This window comes from Paraburkholderia dipogonis (assembly GCF_046027395.1).
Classification (GTDB): Bacteria; Pseudomonadota; Gammaproteobacteria; order Burkholderiales; family Burkholderiaceae; genus Paraburkholderia; species Paraburkholderia dipogonis_A.
In genome coordinates this window covers 1-20,741 of record NZ_JAQQEG010000055.1, presented here as the reverse complement: position 1 = coordinate 20,741, position 20,741 = coordinate 1, and the positions used below count along the sequence as shown (strand labels likewise).

At 59.5% G+C, this 20,741-nt stretch carries 16 protein-coding genes and 3 pseudogenes; 14 read left to right on the top strand and 5 right to left on the bottom strand.

All coding sequences use genetic code 11. The features are described 5' to 3' along the window. Positions 1-48: 48 nt before the first annotated feature. From PQR32_RS37325 to PQR32_RS37300, 6 genes and pseudogenes are all read left to right on the top strand, one after another. Positions 49-372 (top strand): DUF4148 domain-containing protein, encoded by a 324-nt coding sequence (locus tag PQR32_RS37325; protein WP_408239498.1) that lies wholly within the window; start codon positions 49-51, stop codon positions 370-372. 334 nt (positions 373-706) lie between these two features. Next, positions 707-1,403 (top strand): annotated as a pseudogene (locus PQR32_RS37320) (helix-turn-helix domain-containing protein); the annotation flags it as partial. 324 nt (positions 1,404-1,727) lie between these two features. Next, on the top strand, positions 1,728-3,068 hold the full coding sequence (locus PQR32_RS37315; protein WP_408239495.1) for an FAD-dependent oxidoreductase: 1,341 nt from the start codon (positions 1,728-1,730) through the stop codon (positions 3,066-3,068). 39 nt (positions 3,069-3,107) lie between these two features. Further along, complete coding sequence (locus tag PQR32_RS37310; RefSeq protein WP_408239492.1) at positions 3,108-3,848, top strand: enoyl-CoA hydratase/isomerase family protein; 741 nt, start codon at positions 3,108-3,110, stop codon at positions 3,846-3,848. Next, positions 3,845-5,446, top strand: a complete 1,602-nt coding sequence (locus PQR32_RS37305) for a CoA-transferase (protein WP_408239489.1) — start codon at positions 3,845-3,847, stop codon at positions 5,444-5,446. The genes PQR32_RS37310 and PQR32_RS37305 overlap by 4 nt, the downstream gene beginning before the upstream one ends. Positions 5,447-5,667: 221 nt before the next feature. Continuing rightward, complete coding sequence (locus PQR32_RS37300; protein ID WP_408239486.1) at positions 5,668-6,966, top strand: MFS transporter; 1,299 nt, start codon at positions 5,668-5,670, stop codon at positions 6,964-6,966. Between the two features lie 269 nt (positions 6,967-7,235). On the opposite strand, the gene PQR32_RS37295 is transcribed toward PQR32_RS37300, so the two are convergent. Further along, positions 7,236-7,931 (bottom strand): GntR family transcriptional regulator, encoded by a 696-nt coding sequence (locus PQR32_RS37295; RefSeq protein WP_408239483.1) that lies wholly within the window; start codon positions 7,929-7,931, stop codon positions 7,236-7,238. 721 nt (positions 7,932-8,652) lie between these two features. After that, a pseudogene (locus PQR32_RS37290) lies at positions 8,653-8,862 on the bottom strand (alpha/beta fold hydrolase); the annotation flags it as partial. 617 nt (positions 8,863-9,479) lie between these two features. Here PQR32_RS37290 and PQR32_RS37285 point away from each other — a divergent pair. From PQR32_RS37285 to PQR32_RS37275, 3 genes are read left to right on the top strand one after another with little or no spacing between them, the layout of a single operon-like run. Further along, positions 9,480-10,010, top strand: a complete 531-nt coding sequence (locus tag PQR32_RS37285) for a 2Fe-2S iron-sulfur cluster-binding protein (protein WP_408239480.1) — start codon at positions 9,480-9,482, stop codon at positions 10,008-10,010. Then, positions 10,010-10,996 (top strand): FAD binding domain-containing protein, encoded by a 987-nt coding sequence (locus PQR32_RS37280; RefSeq protein ID WP_408239477.1) that lies wholly within the window; start codon positions 10,010-10,012, stop codon positions 10,994-10,996. Before PQR32_RS37285 ends, PQR32_RS37280 begins: the two co-directional genes overlap by 1 nt. Beyond that, positions 10,996-13,311, top strand: a complete 2,316-nt coding sequence (locus PQR32_RS37275; RefSeq protein ID WP_408239474.1) for a xanthine dehydrogenase family protein molybdopterin-binding subunit — start codon at positions 10,996-10,998, stop codon at positions 13,309-13,311. The genes PQR32_RS37280 and PQR32_RS37275 overlap by 1 nt, the downstream gene beginning before the upstream one ends. Positions 13,312-13,366: 55 nt before the next feature. Here the strand turns inward: PQR32_RS37275 and PQR32_RS37270 are convergent. Then, positions 13,367-13,771, bottom strand: a pseudogene (locus tag PQR32_RS37270) (DUF899 family protein); the annotation flags it as partial. Positions 13,772-13,914: 143 nt separating this feature from the next. Between PQR32_RS37270 and PQR32_RS37265 the strand changes: the two are divergent. After that, entirely contained in the window at positions 13,915-14,481 is a 567-nt protein-coding gene (locus PQR32_RS37265; protein WP_408239471.1) for a hypothetical protein, read from the top strand. A 315-nt stretch (positions 14,482-14,796) separates the two neighbouring features. After that, positions 14,797-15,255, top strand: coding sequence for a universal stress protein (locus tag PQR32_RS37260; protein WP_408239468.1), 459 nt, complete (start codon positions 14,797-14,799; stop codon positions 15,253-15,255). Between the two features lie 379 nt (positions 15,256-15,634). On the opposite strand, the gene PQR32_RS37255 is transcribed toward PQR32_RS37260, so the two are convergent. Continuing rightward, positions 15,635-16,510: a LysR family transcriptional regulator gene (locus tag PQR32_RS37255; protein WP_408178681.1), complete on the bottom strand. Its 876-nt coding sequence runs from the start codon at positions 16,508-16,510 to the stop codon at positions 15,635-15,637. 100 nt (positions 16,511-16,610) lie between these two features. Between PQR32_RS37255 and PQR32_RS37250 the strand changes: the two genes are divergently transcribed. The 3 genes from PQR32_RS37250 to PQR32_RS37240 all read left to right on the top strand — a co-directional run bounded on the left by PQR32_RS37250 (position 16,611) and on the right by PQR32_RS37240 (position 19,301). Beyond that, entirely contained in the window at positions 16,611-17,612 is a 1,002-nt protein-coding gene (locus tag PQR32_RS37250) for an HPP family protein (RefSeq protein ID WP_408239466.1), read from the top strand. 73 nt (positions 17,613-17,685) lie between these two features. Further along, a complete protein-coding gene (locus PQR32_RS37245) occupies positions 17,686-18,222 on the top strand; it encodes a carboxymuconolactone decarboxylase family protein (RefSeq protein WP_408239463.1) in 537 nt (178 codons plus the stop codon). 137 nt (positions 18,223-18,359) lie between these two features. Next, positions 18,360-19,301, top strand: coding sequence for a LysR family transcriptional regulator (locus PQR32_RS37240; RefSeq protein WP_408239569.1), 942 nt, complete (start codon positions 18,360-18,362; stop codon positions 19,299-19,301). Positions 19,302-19,695: 394 nt separating this feature from the next. Here PQR32_RS37240 and PQR32_RS37235 read toward each other — a convergent pair whose 3' ends face one another. Next, complete coding sequence (locus tag PQR32_RS37235; protein ID WP_408239461.1) at positions 19,696-20,316, bottom strand: hypothetical protein; 621 nt, start codon at positions 20,314-20,316, stop codon at positions 19,696-19,698. Between the last annotated feature and the right edge of the window lie 425 nt (positions 20,317-20,741).

Here is a 20,741-nt window from a genome sequence, read left to right as displayed (position 1 = left end):
AGGCAGTGTGTCTGTGGAAGCACATGGCAATCTCTGAAGGTACGAATCATGAAATCGCTCATCAATGCCGTCGCTGTTGCACTCGTCCTTGCTGCTCCGGTCGTATCGTTTGCTCAATCGAACCAGCCGGTTACACGCGCTGAAGTCCGCGCTCAACTGGTCCAGCTCGAGAAGGCCGGCTATGACCCGGCGAGGGCAAACAGCGACGATTACCCGCAGAACCTCCAGGCTGCCGAAGCACGTGTTGCCGAACAGAACGGTTTGGCGACCACCTACGGCGGCATAGTCAGCGGCTCGTCGAACTCCGGCGCCCACGCCTATAAAACCGGGGCAGACGCCACTGACCCGCGCTCGGTATTTTTGGGTCAATAACCGAAGCGTTGGGCGGAGCGCTGACGCGCAGTCCGCCCGCTAGCATCGTCCCCGGTGCGCCGCGCACCGTTATTCATGCAACTGGCTCGCTACTGTGAGTTACCTCGACAGCGAGCCAGTTTCCTATCAAATCCCTCCAACCGCTAAATCTCGCGGCGGGTTTGCGCAGCCACCTATCTGGTTTTTTGCTTCTGCTGACGATTCTTGGGGGATTCGTGTCGACCCGCGCTTCCTGTTACTTGCGTGCGGTGGGCGCAGGAGAAAGATATTGAACGCCCCGCCGCCGACGATCCGGCGCGGGAGGCTTTCAACGGCTGCGACCGAACGGATAACGATGACAGTGCGCGAACTGGACAGACTCAAGGTCATTCAGGACGTCGCCGACGGCAAGCTCAAGCCGTGACGCGCGGCAGAACGGCTCGGGCTGACGACACGGTAAATTCGTTGCCTCGTCGGCCAGTTGCGTGAGCATGGGCCGGGAGGTCCCGTGTCGCGTCGGCGCTCGAAGCCCAGCAACAACCGCCTGGATTCAGTGAATGCCGATCAGGCCTTCTCAATCATTCGTGATAGCTACGCCGATTTCGGGCCCACGCGGGCCTGCGAGAAGCTATACGAATCTCACGGCATCCGGCTTGCAAAGGAGACGGTCAGGCGCCTGATGACGGACGCAGGTCTTTGGATGCCCCGCAGGCAGCGGCCGTCGGAGATCTACCAGCCGCGCACGCGTCGCGCGTGTCTGGCGAGCTGATCCAGATCGACGGCAACGATCACCGGTGGTTCGAGGAGCGCGCGTCGGCCTGCTCGCCGCCGGTGCATGTCGACCATGCAGCCAGCCATCTGATGATGCTGCATTTCACAGCCACCGAGTCGATCTCCAGCTACTCGAAGCGGCGCGCGCATACATTGAACGTCACGGCAGGTCCGTCGCGTTCTACAGCGACAAGTACAGCCTGTTTCGCAAGACGGGTGCGAACAAGGAATTGCTACAGCCTGCCCATTCCGGCCGGCCGGTATACGAACTGAACATCGAAGATACCGGTTCGGACTCGGGCATAACGGGGGCAATGTCGGTTCCCGCAGTAGCTCCCCTTTCCGTACATTTACTTAGGTCAATAAACGCAACTAACCGTCTTGCGCAATTTGCTGCCCCGACAGCCATTCGCGGTCGAGATGCGCCCAGGGAAAACTCTAGGCATGCGCGTTTTTGCGCGCGCCGAGGGCCACCCAGTCTGCGCTCTCGCGCCGGTGCGACCCATCACCAGGGTTTGTTCCATTTATCCGTCGTTGACAGCGTGTCCTTCATTCATTAAAAATGTCGTCAACTGATATGTCAGTTGACGACAATGAGGCGACAAATGAAAAAGGCAGGAATCGACGTTCGTGCGGTTGATGATCTTCAGTGTGATGTCCTTGTGATAGGCGGAGGTGCCGCCGGCGTCGCCACTGCGGTCACCGCGCGGCGTCAGGGGCTCAAGGTAGTGCTGCTGGAACGTTACGGCTTTTGCGGCGGGGGTGCAGTAGCGGGGCTTTCGGGGACCGTGTGCGGCATGTATCTCGCTACAGAGCGCGTAGCCGCGAAGCCTGAGCCAGTCGTTTTCGGCTTTGCTCAGGAGTTTTGCAAACTACTGGAAGAGCGCGGAGGGCTTGGCCTGCCGCTGCGCTACGGCAAAACGTGGACACGCGTCCACGACCCTCTCGTATGGCGGGACGCGGCTGACGCTCTACTGAGCGAATCTGGAGTCCAGGTCATCTATCACGCAGTCGCGACCGGCGTCCTGCTTGACGGGAACGAGCGCACCGAAGGCGTCACGGCGTGGACCAAGCAGGGACCCTTGACGATTCGCGCGCGCGTTACCGTCGACGCAAGCGGGGATGCCGATCTGGTTGCGATGGCTGGATTGGATAGCTTCATAGGCGATGAAGGTCGGGTACAGAATCCGACCATGATCTTCCGGCTGCAAGGTGTGGATGTCGCACGCTTCACCGCGGCTTACGGTGACGACACCATCATGGGTCAAGCGATCTCGGCGCTGCTACATGAACGTCACCTCGCCGGCGACAATCTCCCCCGATCAAAAATCTGGCTCTTCCCGACGACCAGACCAGGAGAGTTGCTATGCAATTGCACCCGAATTACTGGCACCGATGGGCGCGAACTCAATCCACTTTTCTATAAAGATTTCACGGAAGCCGAACTGAACGGTCGGCGTCAGGTGCACGCATACGCTCTCTTCCTTAGAGAGTACGTGGCCGGGTGCGAAAACGCCTTCATAAACGATACCGGCGTTCAGGTGGGCGTACGCCAGACACGTCAGGTCGAAGGCGTCTCGAAGCTGATGAACGCTGACGTCGTTAGTGCCCGCAAGTTTTCCGCGGGTATCGCACGCTCGCCCTGGCCGATTGAGCTGCACGCCGGCGCGAAACCAAAAGTGGAGTGGGTGCTGGACGACTACTACGAGGTGCCCTATGGCTGCTTCGTGCCATCCCGTGGCGAGGGTCTGCTCGTCGCCGGGCGATGCCTGTCTGCGGAACATGAGGCGGTTGCCTCCGCACGGGTCACCGCGCAGTGCTTTTCATATGGTCATGCGATCGGTCATGCCGCGACGCTCGCCGTCCGTCAAAGGATCGAGCCGCGCGCGCTGGAACCACAGGCGATACGCGATGCACTGGAGCGAGACGGTGCATGTCTGCAATGAAGGGGCTCAACCAATGAAACGTAAACGCGGAGTGTATTGATGATTATTGTGAATATCGGTCATGTTCGTCAGTTGACCCTGAATCGACCCGCGCGTCGTAACGCGCTCGACGGCACCTCAATCGACGAACTGGGGCAGGAACTGCAGCAGGCTGATCGAGATCCAGCCGTGCGTGCAATTGTCGTGTCCGGTGCTCCTCCTGCTTTCTGTTCCGGCAGCGATCTGAAGGAGCTAAGCACCATGTCGATCCCGCAGATGTGCGACTCGGAGTCGGAGACCGCTCGAGTCGCGCGATCTATCGCCGGGTTGTCCAAACCCGTGATCGCCGCAGTCGAAGGGTTTGCACTTGGCGGCGGCTTCGTTCTCGCAATCTCGTGTGATGTCGTGGTGACCGCGTCAAATACGCGCTGGCATCTTCCTGAAGTACCAAACGGCTGGCTACCGCCCTGGGGGCTTCAGGCTCTGCTTGCCCGCGTGAGTCCCGTTCGCGCGCGACTTCTGACCTGGGCAGCGGACCCGATCGATGGTACTGAAGCGCACCGCCTCGGCGTCGCGGACTATGTGAGCCAACCCGGGCTTGCCGACCAGGAGGCGATCTCACTCGCTAAACGGCTAGCCGAATTACCCCCCCCTGCGATCGCGTCGACAAAACGTTTCTTCGAACCCTTCGTCACGCTCGACGGAGAGCGACTCGACAATCTGGCTTCCCGTCATTTCGCAAGCAACTGCGAAGGCGGAGCGGCGCAGGCTATTTTTTCGAAATTCAAGGTGAAGTCATGACAAAGATTATCTCTGCGGCCGCGGCCGTCGCATCGATTCAGGACGGACAAACTGTGGCGTCGGTGGGGGTCATCGGATGGGTGGTTCCGGAAGCTACACTTGAAGCGCTTGGCAAGCGCTTTCGCGAAACTGGCTCACCACGCAACCTCACGTTTTACTTTCCGTGCGGCACGGGAGACGCAGTCAACATCCGTGGTATGGACCATGTGGCGCAGGAAGGTCTGATGAAACGCATCGTCTCCGGGTCTTACATCAACCCGGTCGACCCGCGTACTGGTCAGCGCCCGGCTCTGATGAAACTGATCCAGGAGAACCGGATTGAGGCGTATTCCTGGCCGATCGGTGCCTCAATGCACTGGCTGCGCGAAGTTGCGCGGAAGAGCCCGGGCTATGTGACGCGTGTGGGGGTGGGAACCTACGCAGATCCTGAGTTCGGTGGTGGGAAGTTCTCCGAGCGCTGCCGGGATGATCTGATCCAGAAGATCCGGCTGAACCAGGAGGAGGTGTTGTTCTACCCGACCTGGCCCATTGACGTAGCGATCATTCGCGCGAGCAGCGCCGACGAGTTCGGGAATCTTTCGTTCGAAGACGAACCGTTGGTATCGGCCGGACTGGCCCTCGCTCTGGCGGCCAAGGCAAGCGGCGGTCGCGTCATCGCCCAGGTTCGGCGAATCGTACCGCGCGGCCAACGACCGGCAACATCGGTTCGACTGCCCGGCATGCTGGTCGACGCGCTCGTGGTCGAACCCAACATGATGATGAGCACCGATACTCCGTATAACGAAGCGTATCTGCGCTCGGTCGGCGCGAGTACAGCGTTGCCCGCGATTCCTTTTGGTCCCGACAAGGTAATCGCACGGCGCGCGGCGATGGAAGTACGCAAGCATGAACTGTCGATTTTCGGTTTTGGCGCAGCAGCCGACGTACCCTTGGTGATGGCGGAGCAGGGCCTTATCGACTCCGAAACTGGATCGGATGACTACTGGTTCACGACGGAACACGGCTCGTACGGCGGGATCGTGATGAACGGCTGGCAGTTCTCGGCGAACCTGTATCCGCAGGCCCTGCTGGATGGCGTCACGCAGTTCGACGTGATCGACGGGGGACTGTGTCGCTTTGCTGCGCTGGCATTCGCTGAATATGATTCGCATGGAACGGTCAATGTCAGCAAGTTCGGCAAGGTCAACCCGGGAGCGGGGGGATTTATCGACATCGCAATGAATGCCCAGCGGCTCGTGTTCACGGGTTCGTTTACTACGGGTGGACTTGACATCGCGTATGACGCAGGTCGCATGAAGATTCTTAAGGAGGGCAAGGTCAGCAAGTTCGTCGATACCGCACAGAGCATTACCTACTCGGTAGCGAAGGGGGTGTCGGCTGGGCAAAGCGCGTTGATCGTCACGGAACGTGCCGTTTTCGAGCAGACTGCCCAAGGCCTTGTGCTGACTGAGGTTGCTCCGGGCGTCGATGTACGTCGGGATGTTCTCGAGCATATGGCATTCGCTCCGGCTCATATCCTCGACCCGCTACCGCTCATGGACGCGTCATTGTTCTCGGCCACCTCTGATCATTGCGTCGAATCGGCAGTCGAAAACTAGAAAATCATCGCGACGGCGTACTTTTCTGCAGTGTGAAGTTCTATCCTGATCCCGCCAGTATGCGCGCCAGATGCGATCGTTCCATCAGCCATAGGCGAAGTTCACGCTTGCCGGATACCGTACGCCCGTTCGCCCCCGTTGCAAGGGCTGGTTCACTTGTGTGATCTGTCCCAGACAGCTTGACCATCTTGGTCGCTACGGCGGCTACGGAGGAGACAACTATGAAGTACCGTTGGTTTATCGTTTTCATGTTATTTCTCGCCTGCGCGATCAGCTATCTTGACCGGGCGGCTCTCTCTGTCGCGGCCCCGCTGATTGCGAAAGATCTGCATCTGGATCCGGCCCATCTCGGCATCGTCTTCAGCGCCTTTTTTGTGGGGTACTCGTTGTTCTGCTTCATTGGCGGTTATGCCGCTGACCGCTTTGGCGCAAAACGGGTGCTTGTCGTCGCCATCGGCCTCTGGTCAATTTTCTGCGGCTTGACCGCGGCGGCTTCGAGTGTCGCAATGCTGCTGGTTATCCGGGTCATCTTCGGTGCCGGGGAAGGCCCGTTAGCCACCTGCACGAATAAGATAATTAGCGGCTGGTTCGAGCGAAAGGAGCAGACGACCGCAGTAGGGTTCGCGAATTCGGGCCTGCAGTTAGGCGCGGCGCTCGCGGGACCGGTCGTCGGCTTGATGGCGGTCCACTGGGGTTGGCGGATTCCCTTTATCGTGATCGGCATGCTCGGGGTACTGTGGGTGCTGATGTGGTCGATATTTTCTTCCGATCGGCCGGAGGGCAACCGCTGGGTTCGCGGTGCCATGCCGGCGGGATCGGACGCAGGCGCAGAGCTTCCGGCACGTGAGTCCGTTGCACACACGCCGTTGAGCTTCTATCTGAAAAGTCCAACCATCTGGGCAACCTCGCTTGCCTACTTTGGCTACGCCTACATCCTCTATTTCTTTCTATCGTGGTTCCCCAGCTACCTGATGATGGAACGACATCTGAGCCTGTCTTCGATGAGCATCGTCAACGTCATCCCATGGATTCTCGGGTTTATGGGGATCGCTTTGGGCGGCTTTATCTCCGATCGGATCTTCCGGTTGACAGGGAATGCGCTGAAGTCGCGCAAAATCGTAATCGTGGGTGGTCTGCTGATTGCAGCCGCCTGTGTAGCGTGTGCGGGGACGGCGAATAGCGTTGGTTCAGCAGTCGCCCTGATGGGAATTACCGTGTTCTTTATGAACCTTACACTCAGCGTGTACTGGGCCATCATCCTGGATACGGTTGAACCCGCGAGGATGGGCGGCGTGGGCGGGTTCATGCACCTGCTGGCGAACACGGCCGGGATTCTTGCGCCGATTCTGACGGGCTTCCTCGTGCAATGGACCAAGGTATTCACAAGCGCGTTCCTGCTGAGCGGAGGCATTGCTCTGGCGGGTGCCCTCGCGGTGGCCGTGTTCGTTCGTGCGCCACGAAACATTTCCGAAACTCACGGCAACCTGAGCGCACAGGTTCCGCATCCGCTGACGGACTGACCCTGTTCGCACGTGTTTGACGGATTGGTTGGACGGCGTCGAGCAGCATGTCCGACTTACCGGCAATATCCTGGCCGGTCGATCGGGATGTTGTCGGTTGTTATCCGACCGGCCAACATGATTGGCGCCGCCCAATTTGCCGCAATGCATACTCACCCTCGACGAATCCCCGGCCGATGGGAGGACCGTTGAAGTTCGCGGTGCTGTCTGGGCCGTATTAGATGCACAGATGCGGTTCGAGAACCGCATCCCGCCTCATAACGTAACCGCTAGAAAGTATCGAGCGCGGAGCGGGTAAACCGCTCGATGAACTGCATCAACCCGTTGGCGGCGGCCGCCGCCTGATCGCCATCGCCCTGTGCGATGGCGTTCAGTACTTTTGCGTGCAGCTGCGCGCCCTCCACATACGCGCGATTTTGCCCGATGTGCAGGTACCAGAATCTTCGCGACTGAGCGTGAATTGGCTGCATGCTGGTGATCAACATGCTGTTGTGAGTCGCGCGGACTTCTGCCTCGTGAATCACCCCACCGGCGCGAATCCAGTCCTCCATATTTCCGCGTTCGGCTGCCGCGGCCATCACCTTGGCGAGCTTTCGGAGGTTGCTTCGCTCCTCCTGCGTCGCACGTAGCGCGGCCATGCGGACGACGAGTTCCTCTAGCGGACGTCTTACCTCCAGCAGTTCGAGTTGCTGGCGAATGTCGACGCCAGCAACCAGCGTACCGCGACGCGGTAGCATTTCAACGAATCCGACCTGGCGTAGCCGCTGGAGAGCCTCGCGGACCGGTGTCCGCCCCATTTCCAACTCAGCTGCAAGCTGCACCTCGGAGATCATGGAGCCAGGTGGCAGGCGACGCGTGATGATCATTTCTTCGATCTGCGCGAATGCGACATCAGCCAGCAACTGCTCGGGCGGATTTGCGACTTCGCGTTTGGCAGTGTTCTTGATGGAATTGCTTTTTCTCATTGGAGCTATTAGAAACGGTGGACTCGAGCGTACAAAGAAGGTGGTGACCTACACAGAGGCGCCGCCTATTATCGTCAGGATACACGTGGCCGGCGAACGACACGCTCTGTGTCTCGACGGGCCTTCCATCGCGTTGCCCTCATCGGCCGCTGCCGCGACGGCGGCAACTATTCTGCTTTCGTTGGCAGGCATCTATCTTTTCGGTCGTTAAAATAATGTGTGGTCGCCAATTCTAGCGAGGCGGCATTGCAAGCCGCAAACGGCGTCTCAACTCGATCTTTTGAAAGACGACGCGAGCCGATGTTATCGGCCGCTCTGCGCCGAGGATGGGACAATCCGAAAGACGCATTGACGGGCAGCAACGGCTCGACTACGGAAGTTCGTCGTCGGACTGCAGCCTGCGCAACCAGCCGTTGTCCAGTTGTTCCCTGGTCCGGAAGGTCGACGGGCGCGATGTAGAAGACGGCATTGATGCCGTTTAATGCATTTGCCGTGCTTGGGCGGGTCGTGAAAATCACCTATCGCAACTTCCGACGCTCCGCGCCGCAATGTCGGCTCTCGCTGGTCCTCGCGACGTACAAACGCGCGGATGTCCCGCACTGCGGCGGACAAGCTCGGTAAGCACCAGTCCGGCGATGGGGCCGATCGCGGCAAATGCCAGAATTTTCGGTGGTGGTGTGTTCATGTCGCTTCTTCTTTTCAGGCAGGCCAACGAACTTCTTCAACCTGCCGTAACGAGATGTTCGATCAGCGCATCGGCCACCGCGTCCGGAGCTTCGCGCAGCGGAAAATGGCCGGCGCCTTCGATCACGGTCCGGCGATAGCCGCCGGTGAAATGTCTGTCCATGCCTTCTGACTCCGCCGGCTCGTCGCACTGATCCGCGCCTCCTTGCAGCATCAACGTGGGCACGCCAATACGGGGGGCCGGCGTCGGCGTAAGCGATTTCGAGTACGTTCGTGGTCATTCTGTGAATGAATTCGAGCATCGTTCACTCTCCTTGGGCCAGCACTGTCGGTCGCCGTTGGTGCAGTTCTGGCAACGCGCGCTAGCCAGCAGCAACAATCAGGCCGTTCAGGCCAACGTCGAAGCCGAAACGGCGGTGGCGCTGCTGCGCGCGCTCTTTTCGCGCGCTGAAAGCCGTCGGCGCACTCGGCGACGCTACGTAACGACGGGCCTCCACTCCTGCTTTTTATACGTGATTCACGCTCAAACGCTCGACGATATTCGTCATGCCCGAGGGGCTGATGCAACCATTGAGACATGGCGGTCAGCGTCGGCCGGGACGGGAAGTTGCGCGCCCCGGTCGTGCCGGCGCGAAGGCCCGGGAATTGCTCTGTCCACAGGCTGACACTGATGCGCTTAAGCCGACAGGTTCTACGGTCGACTTGCTGACAGCGTGGCGCGCATCTTGAAGTCGTCAAGAAGCCCGTGCGGTAGATCAAGCGCGATTATGCAGACGATCTGCGGCGAAGACGGCGGCGTCCTGGAGTGACAGCCGGCGGACACTAACTTCACGGCGTCAGCCAGAATTTTATAGGAGTGCAATCATGCATTTCGTCATCAACGGCAACGAGGCCGAGCTGGACTTCGATCCCAGGACCTCGCTGCTCGATCTGCTCCGTGAGCAACGTCATCTCTTCGGCGCCAAAAAGGGCTGTAACCAGGGCGCATGCGGCGCGTGCACCGTGCTGGTGAACGGAACGCGCATCAACAGTTGCCTCGCGTTGGCCGTGCAGTATCAGGATTGCGAGATCACCACCATCGAAGGACTGGGCGAACCGGGTCAGCTTCACCCATTGCAGGCTGCCTTCGTCGAGCATGACGGATTCCAGTGCGGCTACTGCACGCCCGGCCAGATCTGCTCGGCTATTGGCATGGTCCAGGAGCTGAAGTGCGGCGTGCCAAGCTATGTCAGCGAGGACGTCGCCGCAGAGAGCTTTGCACTTACGAACGCTGAGTTACGCGAACGGATGAGCGGCAACCTGTGCCGCTGCGGCGCCTACAACGGCATCGTCGACGCGATCCGGGATACCTTCGGTACGGCCACGACCGAGCCCAGCCATCGCGAGGCCGCCTGATGAACCCGTTTACCTATGAACGCCCGTCTGACCCGCAGACGGCGCTGACACTTGGCACCCGATCCGGTGCCAAATACCTGGGCGGAGGCACTAACCTCGTTGACCTGATGCGCGAGACCATCGAGCAGCCGACGGTGCTGATCGACGTCACGGGCCTCTCGTGCGCAATCGAGGAAACCGGCGATGGTGGGCTGCGGATCGGCTCCGGAGTCAGGAACACCGCCGTGGCGGCTGACCGGCGCGTGCGCGAGTGCTACCCGATGTTGTCCGAAGCTATCCTGGCAGGTGCTTCGGCCCAGATTCGCAACATGGCGACAGTCGGCGGCAACCTTCTGCAGCGCACTCGCTGCGGCTACTTCTATGACGAGGCTGCGCATTGCAATAAACGCGCGCCGGGTACGGGCTGCGACGCCATAGAGGGCTTTAACCGCATGCACGCAATCCTTGGCGCCTCCACGGCCTGCGTCGCCACCCATCCCTCGGACATGGCCGTGGCGCTGGCCGCCCTGGACGCGTCGGTAACGGTGGAGGGGCGTAATGGCGCACGCGATATTCCGGTGGTCGATTTCCACGTGCTGCCCGGCGAAACACCACAGATCGAAACGGTGCTGGAAGAGGGCGAGCTCATCACCGCGGTGACGCTGCCACCTGCTCTGGGGGGCCGTTCCATCTACCGCAAGGTGCGCGACCGGGCCTCCTATGCCTTCGCTCTGATCTCGATGGCAGCAGTTCTGGACGTGCGGGGCGGCCTCGTCAGCGAGGTGCGGATTGCGCTGGGCGGTGTCGCCCACAAGCCGTGGCGCGCCAATGCGGCCGAGGCGGCTCTGAAGGGCGGTCCGGCGACCGAGGCAGCGTTCCGCGCGGCAGCGCAGGCGGAGTTCGCTTCCGCCCGAGGTCTTCGCGACAACGCATTCAAGATCGAACTGGGTCAGCGCGTGATCACCGACACACTGGTCAAGTTGACTGCTCTACAGGAGATCCGCTGATGCCTATCCTCAAAGACGCCATACAGGCGATGATGAAAAAGGCCATTGCTCTCGCCCCTGACAGCTTTATCCCCGGCGGCGAACCCGATCCGCTGATCCGCCACCGGCACGGCTTGATCGGTGCGTCGGTGAGCCGGATCGACGGACCATTGAAGGTTTCCGGTCAGGCGACCTTTGCTGCGGAGTTCCCGATGGAGGGCATGACCTACGCGGCGCTCAAATATTCGTCCATCCCTCGTGGGCGCATAGTCGACATGAGTACTGCCGCCGCCGAGGCTTCGCCAGGCGTCGTCCTGGTGATGACCTACCGGAACGCGCCACGCCTCAAACCCATGCCGGCGTTTATGACTCAGCCCAAAGCCGCGGGCGGCGATGACCTGCCGGTGATGCAGGACGACCAGGTTCACTGGAATGGCCAGCCGATCGCACTGGTGTTGGCCGAAACCCAGGAGCAGGCGGACCACGCCCAATCCCTGATCCACGTCACCTATGTGACGCAAAGCGATGGAGTAACGTCCCTCGATGCGGCCAAGGCCAGAGGTTCGGAGCCAGGCGTCTTCCAGGGTGAGCCGCTGAAGCTCGAGATCAACGATGCCGAGGCCATGCTGGCTGCAGCGCCCCACAAGATCGACGTGCGCTACACGACTCCTCGCCACAACCACAATCCTATCGAGCTGCACGCGGCGACGCTAGCCTGGGATGGAGACACGCTGCGAATCCATGACACCGTGCAGGCGGTAGCCCACGAAGCATGGACCATCGCTCACGTGTTCGGCATCGACGAGAAAAAAGTGCACGTCACTTCGCCCTATGTCGGCGGCGGTTTTGGCTCAAAGACGGTTTGGCAACATCAGGTGCTGGCAGCCGCGGCGGCGAAGCTGGCAGGGCGCCCCGTGAGGATCATGCTATCGCGGGAAGGCGTGTTCCGTCTCGTCGGCGGCCGGACACTCACCGAACAGCGCGTGGCGCTGGGCGCTCAGGCCGACGGCACCCTCGACGCCCTGATTCACACGGGCACGGTCGCGATGACGCCACACAACAACATGCCGGAGCCGTTCATTCTGCCGGCGAAAAGCGCCTACGCTTCCAGGAGCTTCCTGCTCGACGTCGAGACCGTCAAAATGAATATGACGGCCAATACCTTCATGCGCGCGCCAGGCGAAGCAGTCGGCACCTTTGGACTGGAGTCCGGCATCGATGAACTCGCCCACGCGATGGGCATGGACCCGATTGAATTGCGGATTGCAAATGAGCCAGAAAAAGACCCGACTACGGGGTTGCCGTTCTCGCAGCGTGGCATCGTTGAGGCCTGGAAGGTCGGTCGCGAGCGATTCGGTTGGGCTGCGCGTGGAGCACCCGGCGCACGGCGAGATGGCGACTGGCTGGTCGGCATGGGCTGCGCCACGGGCACCTATCCCTATTATCGGATGCCAGGCGGTGCGGCACGAATCACGCTCACCAACAAAGGACGCGCTACGGTCAGCATCGCCGCGCATGAAATGGGCATGGGCACATCGACTGCTCAGACCCAGATTGTCGCCGAACGCCTCGGATTGACCATGGACGACATCGACTTCGAATACGCCGATTCAAGGTTGCCGGGCTTAGTGCTGGCGGGCGGTTCGCAGCAGACGGCCGCCATCGGCGCTGCCGTGATTGCGGCCCATCACAAGCTCGTCAGACAGTTGCTCCAGTTCGCCGGCAACACTTCGCCGCTTTCTGGCCTGTTATCGGACGAGGTGGGCGGGCGTGACGGCGGTCTTTGTGCGCTAGAGGATGAGCGAAGGTTCGAGAGCTACACGGCTCTTCTCGCCCGCGCCAGGCGGACAGAAGTTACTGTCGAGGCCGAGGCGCCGATGCCGTTTGAGTTACAACACTGGTCCATGCACAGCCACAGTGCCCTCTTCTGTGAGGTGCGGGTCGATGCGGTCACCGGCGAGATTCGCGTGAGCCGCTTCCTTGGCTCGTTCGACTGCGGTCGGATTATCAACGCCAAAACTGCCGCTAGCCAGTTTCGTGGCGGGATCATCATGGGCCTCGGCCTTGCGCTGATGGAGGAAACCCAGTTTGATGAAAGAACGGGGCGCGTCATGAATCCATCACTCGCTGACTACCACGTGCCAGTTCACCTCGACGTGCCGGAGATCGATATCATCTGGAATGACGAAGCTGATCCTCACACGCCGATGGGCGCGCGCGGCGTTGGCGAGATCGGCATTACGGGGGTGGGCGCGGCTGTCGCGAATGCCGTCTTCAATGCCACCGGAAAGCGAATTCGTGATCTTCCGATCACGTTGGACAAGGTGCTTCGTTAAGCCGAAGACGGACGCAAAGGTTTGAGGTTGCCGCCGATCGACAACTTCTTGGACGTTAACCATCGCTCTTCCGAAAGGCAGCTTCTCCGGCATCGGACACCTCGACCCACTTCGGGTCGGGCGCAGCGTTGGGGACGTAACTGTCGTGCCAGTTCCACCATTTGTACGGTCGACTCTGCGGATAGCCTGCGGGCGAGTCCTCCCAAATCTCCTGACGCCCCAACGCCGTCATGTCGAGATAACTCCAGACCGTGCCCATCGCCTCGTCGCCGCGGCCGTTGATGAAGTACGTGCGGAACACCTGCTCGCCGTCTCGAACGAACGCGTCCGCAGACGAGGCACGGCGGGAGTAACAAATGTGACGGGATCCACTTGTTTGGCCGGATGAAGCGTCGCATACCCAGCAGTTATTACTACCTGCCTGAGCAAAGCGTCGGCTAAGCTGAATCGAAGGAGCTCGGACGGGTTTGTCGCTATCCCGGCGAAGGATGGCTCGGAGCGGGGGACAAGACGCAGATGTTGCTGGATCTCGGGTCTTTCGGTTATCTTGCCTCGTCTCACCGGCCCCCTTAGGGAGATACGCGGGAATTTACCAGTCGGCAATTGAAGAAGATGATGCAACATAATTTCGTCTCCCGGCGAGTACGGGAAGTTATGGCCTCACTGCTCCTCGTCCTTGTCAGCGGATCGGCAGACGCGTCCGTACAAACTAACGTAGCTACCGAAGCCTTGATCGATAGAGTCGTTGCGTTGACCGAGCATGGAGATCCAGCCGCCATGGAAAAGACAATGGCCGGCTACCTGGTTGATGCCTCGCAAAAATTCAATTCCAAGGTTTCGGACGACACCTGGAAATCCGTCCGTGCTGACGTCGATGAGGTTATCTCAGACAAAATACAGCCGGGATACGGAGAGCAAGCTCTTCTAACGAGACACTTCATAGAAAGCGCGAAGTTCTCGGATGATGACCTCAGGCGTCTGATAACGATGCTGCAAGATCCCGTCATGCAAAGGTGGGCTGTTGCGATGCGAGATGGCGGTACGGCCAGGTACATGGCAACGCTATCGCAGCAGGTAAATAATCAGATGTGGTTTGTGGTTTCCATTGTCCTCCGACGACATGGGCTACAAACAACCGACACGTCTACAACGGCGAAGTCGAGCCATTGAGCACGCACAACGCTTCCGGCAAGCGATATTCAAGCGACAACAGTGAAGGGCCGCATCTGATGCACTAGAGCCAGCTGCATCAGGCAGCAGCCGGCCATCAAGAGTCATCCGCCAAGTCATCTCGAACGACCGCTTCATATGCGAGCCAGGCCCTTCGAATTCGGAGGGGGCCGACGCTGGGCGTCGAGGTACGTATTCGCTTAATCGTCACTTACCCATTTGAAGTTTGAGGCTTTTCGACTACCGTTAGATAGGCTATGCGCGCGGCTGACGGCGACACGTGTCGCATCACCATTTCTGACTTTATCTCCGGCCATGTTCAATATCCTCCTCGTTCCGCTGGACGGCTCGCCCCAGAGTGTCCACGTCATCGACCTGGTCAGCCGCGTCGCGGCGCCAGGTACCGCAACCGTACACCTTCTGTGCGTTGTCGACCCATCGTATTTGTTGCCTCCCGGTAGCAAAAGCGGTGTCGCGCCCGATGGCGTGACCTATCCGCCCGCATACGCGCAGACATCTTTCGCACAATCCGTCCTGACTGCCGCAGGCGCACAGCTTGCCGACCGGCATCTCACGGTGGAACAGCACCTGTGCGCGGGAGATCGTCCGGCCGACGTCGTCATCGAACAAGCCCGACTGCTGACTGCGGAGGTCATTGTGATGGGACATCACCATTTGTCACGGCTACGCCGCTGGGCCAACCCTTCGACCAGCGGAGAAGTCATCGAACGGTCGCCCTGTGCGGTACTGATCGAAACCCGGGACAAGGGCTAACTTCATGACGCGGGTCAGGCGGTAGCCAATTCCCGTGGCCGTTCCAGCAAGTGAAAATCACGCTGGATGTTGGGCCGTCGCGGGTGCATCCATCGTCGTCGCTGCACGTTCACAGAGCCCGTCGGCAACCACGGCGACAGCGCACGAAGCGCCCAATCAGTTTTCCTCTGCACTTGACTCACGCAATCCTGCACGCTCCTCACTGTTGAACCCGTGAGGGGGCCTTCATGCGGCGCGCCTAAGCGCGTCATTGCTGCGGCAGTTTGACGACGCGTACTGCCGATCGCCGCCGTCTGGGCGCGAACCACGGGATATGCAATTTGTACCGGACAGCACCCGGCCAACAAGGGACGTTCGCGTCAATGCAACGAACGTCCGCTTAGGGTCGATGGTCCGCCAAGGCGGGATTTTCGGCTACGATCTTCACCAGGAAGTCCATGACTGCCCGTATTTGCGGCGAACGGCGCAGGTCTCGATGAACAGCCATCCAGATATCTCGCGAAAACGCTTCGCCACCGTACGTGAGGCGCTGCAGCTTCGCATCGGTATCTGCCAGGAAGTCAGGGAGACCCGCCACGCCCGCGCCTGCCCGCGCCGCTACCAGATGGCCATTGATATCGCTGATTTCGCAGGCAATGGGCCTTTTCCCTGCAACGCTCGTCAACCACTTCTGCTGTGGCACGCCCACGAAGCCAGCGTCATAGGCGATGAACTCCCAGGCGGACGGATCGTGCAGATGAGGATAGTCCTTGCTCGCGTACAGACCGAACGACACGCGCCCCAGCTTCCGCGCGACGCTCGTGAGTTCCTCAGGCCGAGTCAGTCTCAGGACAACATCTGCCTCCCTTCGGCTTAGGGAGACCTGCCGTGCTTCGCACGAAACGGACAGTTGTACGCCTGGATTTGCACGACGAAAGTCTGCTAGATGCTTAACCAGAAAATTCGCCACGAGGACGGGCGGTGCGCTGAGCGTGACCTTGCCGCTCAGCGGCGAACGGCTGGCGTCCAGGAGTCGTTCGACAGCGTACGCGCCTTCTTCCATTTCCTGCGCCAATTCGAACACGCGCTGGCCGATTGGCGTGAGCCTGCAAGTCCTGGGCTGGCGCTCGATCAAGCAGGTCTTGATTTCGCTCTCCAGTGCGCTCAAACGCCGACTCACCGTCGCGTGATCAACCTTGAGGCTTCGGGCGGCGCCCGACAGCGTCCCGATGCGAGCGATAGCCAAGAAATATCGAATGTTTTCCCAATCGAACATCGGTGCATTAACGCAAGGTAGGGTTGCAGATACGGGGAATATTCGCACAAATCCGAAATCCCTATCATCGGACTATGCCAACCGGTAGGGTTTATTTCTGATGAGCATTTCCATGCGCCGCGACCGACGTGGCACGTTCACCGACGCATTGATCCTTGGGCCAGTGCTTTCGGTTGTCCTTCTCGCTGTTGTCGCGAAGGCGGCGCTGTTGACTGGCGCGTTCTACGTTCTTTTTCCCGAACTGGCCGCGTTGAGCTATGACGTATTCACGCGCCCCACGGGAGAGTGGGCACGCTCGCCGGTCATGCTGGCGATCACGCCCTCTGTGACCGCGGCACTGGGCACCGCGCTCACGCAAGCGATGGTGTACAGCCTATGGTCGGTGGCGATGACCATTGCCGGCGCGATACTGATCATCGGTTTGATGCGTTCGCCCATCATGCCAGCCATTTCCGCAGCCTTTCTGCCTCTCGTGTTCGGTATCACGAGCTGGTGGTATCCAATCTCCATCGCTGCCGTGATGGCGATTCTGGCCCTCGTCTCCACGATCTATGGCCGTATATTGGCTTCGGGCGATGTTGGTCAGGCGCCCGCGCACGATGCCGTGGCCCAAGCCGATGAAATTGAGCGTGCGCCCTGGCTCAGGATGTGGCTACCCATTTTCATTTTCTTCGGGTTTGTTCTCGTGGCGTACGGACTAGCCCGCGTCACCGGTCTGCGGCTGATCCTGTTTCCCCCACTTGTTATGACCGCATTCGAGATCTTCACCAACGCTAACATCCGTCCATGGGCGAAGCGGCCCCTCACTTTGCCCCTTGTCTGCACGATCACCGCCGCTGTGGGGCTCGCCGCGCTTTTGTGGTTCGGCGCCGGCCCGTTGTCCGTCGTCGTTTCGTTGCTGGTCGGAATCGTGACGTTGCGTGCACTGCGACTCCACTTTCCGCCCGCCCTGACGGTGGGTCTTTTGCCACAGATCATGCTGCACCCTGATTGGCGTTTCGTGCTCGCTGTCACACTGGGTAGCGCGGCGCTTGTCGGCGCATTTCTGCTCGCTCGTCCCCTATTGCTCGATCAAAGCGCACCGCTCACAGCGGATGACTGATCAGGTTTACTAAGCTTCACGCGCCATGGCGCCCGCTATTCGCCTATTTTTCACCGCCCCAAAGGAATACATCATGCCTCGCTTCCATACTATCTCAGTGTCTGAAGCCACCGGCCACACGGCCGAATTGTTTAAAGGTGTCAAAGCGGCTCTCGGCAAGGTCCCGAATTCATACATTGGACTCGGCGCCAATAGCCCGGTCGCGCTGGAGGCAGTACTGAGTCTTGAGGCATCGCTCAAAAAGAGCAACTTGAGCGCACGGGACATCGAAGTCGTTAAACTGGTCGTCAGCCAGACAACCGGCTGCGGCTATTGCCTCGCCGCACACACGCTGTTGAGCAAAAAAATGGGCCTTGACCGTGAGGCCATTCTGGCGTTGCGTCAGGCCCGGCCGTCGGGCGACGCGCACGATGATGCGTTGGCCAAGTTTGTGCTGCATCTAATCACAACGAGCGGCACAGTTCAAACCGATGTGATAACGGAGGTCAAACAGGCCGGTGTCACCGATGCACAAATCGTCGATGTCGCGATGGCCATAGCCAGCATTGCATTCACCAATCTGTTTAACCGTATCAACGACACTACGCTCGACTTCCCTGCTGCGGACTAGTGCGAAAGCATCGGCTCCTTCCATCTGATAGCACTTGCGTGACCCCATGCGAGCGCAAGCGCTGCTGAAAATTGCTCGATGTTCGCGCTGACGGCGATCAACGGGTAGCAACAACTGAGGACGCAACGTCTGTGGCGATAAAGCTTTCGTTTGAAGTTCTTGCGGTCCTGGACGCGATTGACCGCACTGGCACATTCGCTGAAGCAGCAATGTCGTTGCATCGAGTTCCTTCGTCACTCACGTACCTCGTGCAGAAGCTGGAAGGCGATATGAACGTCGAGCTTTTCGATCGCAGCGGCAGACGAGCAAAACTCACGCAAGCCGGTCGCTTCCTTGTCGATGAAGGGCGGCAACTTTTACACGCTGCTCGAGATCTGGAAATCAGAACAAAGGGAATACAGGACGGCTGGGAATCGGAGCTGCGGATATGCCTCGACGCAATCTTGCCTTCCGCATCTTTGTGGCCGTATGTACGTGCCTTCTACGATCTCGAGATGGTTACCCAACTACGCCTTTCCACCGAGGTGCTTGGGGGAGTCTGGGATGCGCTGATTACCCGACGGGCCGATCTGGCCGTGGGTGCATTTGGTGAGCCGCCGCATGCCGCCAACATCGCAGCTCGACCAATCGGCACGCTCCGACACGTGTTCGTCGTTGCACCGGACCATCCACTCGCAGGCATCCTCGAGCCGTTGCGAAGCGAGACGATCGCAAGATACCGAGGTGTTGTCATAAGCGACACTTCGCGCAAACTGCAACCTCAATCGGTGGCCAAACACGATGGACAGATGGTGATTGTCGTGCCGACACTGGGCGCGAAGGTTGAAGCGTTGTGCGAAGGTATCGCCGTCGGAATGCTGCCCGAGCGCGTAGCGGAAGGGCCGATCCATGAGGGGAGACTCGTCGCCCGACGCATTGTCGGCGTGCGTGAACTGACAAATTGCTACCTGGCCTGGCGCGAAGACAAGGTGGGGCGAGCATTGGAGTGGTGGATCGAGCGACTAGACACATCCGATTTGGCTGAGCGGTTCCTGGCGGGACTTGGTGACACGAAAGAACAGCAATCGTCCGGTCAATAGGCACGACCCGGCCACGAGGAGACAGTCGTCCGGCGCTACCGAATGGCCGGTCATGGCGTGAGCGGACGTTCCTGTTTTGCGGACGCAATGGCTCCTCCGGGTCGACTTCTGCCGGATACAGAACGTCGACGGCGGCTACCTCGGCGGTCTCGGCGTCGGACCTTGTTCGGCCATAGACTCTCGCACCGGAGGTCGCCCGGTCACTCGACAGGCTGCTTCACTTATTTATATGAACAGTCCTTCGTGCGAGGCGAATACTTCGAGGGCTGCAAATCCCAATGCGAGGCATTCGCATCCAACGATTCTCAACACCGGACGACTACTGCTGCAATCGCCCCTGAACTTTGAGGCGAATTCCTAAAACCAACCGCCAAGCGAGAAGCGATTATGTTTCTCAACGTTCTTTCGATGCACTTGGAAAAGACGATTGGCTAGCGCGCGCCATTCCCAACTCATGCGCGAGTTCAAGAATGAGCAGGTTAGCCTGAGCAAGCATAGCTTCGTTTTGCGCATGCTGGTCTTTCCAATCACAACTAGTATTGCACTTGATCCATAGTCCGTTCATCGGCGTATCCTGTTCGACGAAAAAGCGGTACTGAAACGCGTCAAGTTTTTTGGCGACTTCGGGCGAGGCTAAAGCTTGTGCGCGCGCCGATTCAGTTCGCCAACGTGCAATCAGGTCGGCGGTCCTCTCTGTATACCGGTCGAAGGCTTTCTTTTGCATTTCAACATTCTTCGCTTGCACTGTCCCGAACCAACTCACGTCGAGCGCAAGCGCTTCGCAGGTCATGATGGTCTCAGAGACGTCATCAAATAGCTTTGCTTGAGCACGTGCTAGCTCCGCGTGCCGATCACTCGCAACATCAACTGACTTGATAATCAGAGGAACCACGGCTCCAGAAAGCGCGGCAGTGAGAACTAGCAAAAATGCATTCTCAATAAATGAGTCGCTTTTAAGCGCACGGAGTAAAGCATTCTTACTCGGCGCATGTCCTTCGGACGGCTCTGTGCTCATAGTTTGCCTCTAGCATCGCAATCTGTAGGGCTAGTTCCGTCGAAAGGCGCACGCTTTGGACATTCGGACGCCACGATCCCAATTCACGACTGCTCGCGGGAGCGTGCGGGTTGGGGCTTTGTGTAAGTCAATCTAGGAACCTAGGCACAGCTCGCCAAAGCACGAGTTTCTTTCCTTAAGAGTAGCAGGATTCGGCTGCTGTTGCGGACCCGTCAGCAAGTCGTGGCATCCGTCTCAAGAAGGTGTTGGCGAAAATTCAAAATGGCGCCGCTGCGCCACGACCGCTGAGGCTCAACCACTCGGCAGCCAGCATCCAAGCACGGACGCGCGCTCAACGGTGGAATTTGCCGATCCTCTCGAGCGTCGCCCACCGTCTCCTGAGGGAGCGCAGGCGGCGGATCGTCGTCAGGCAGAGTTCGGCCAGT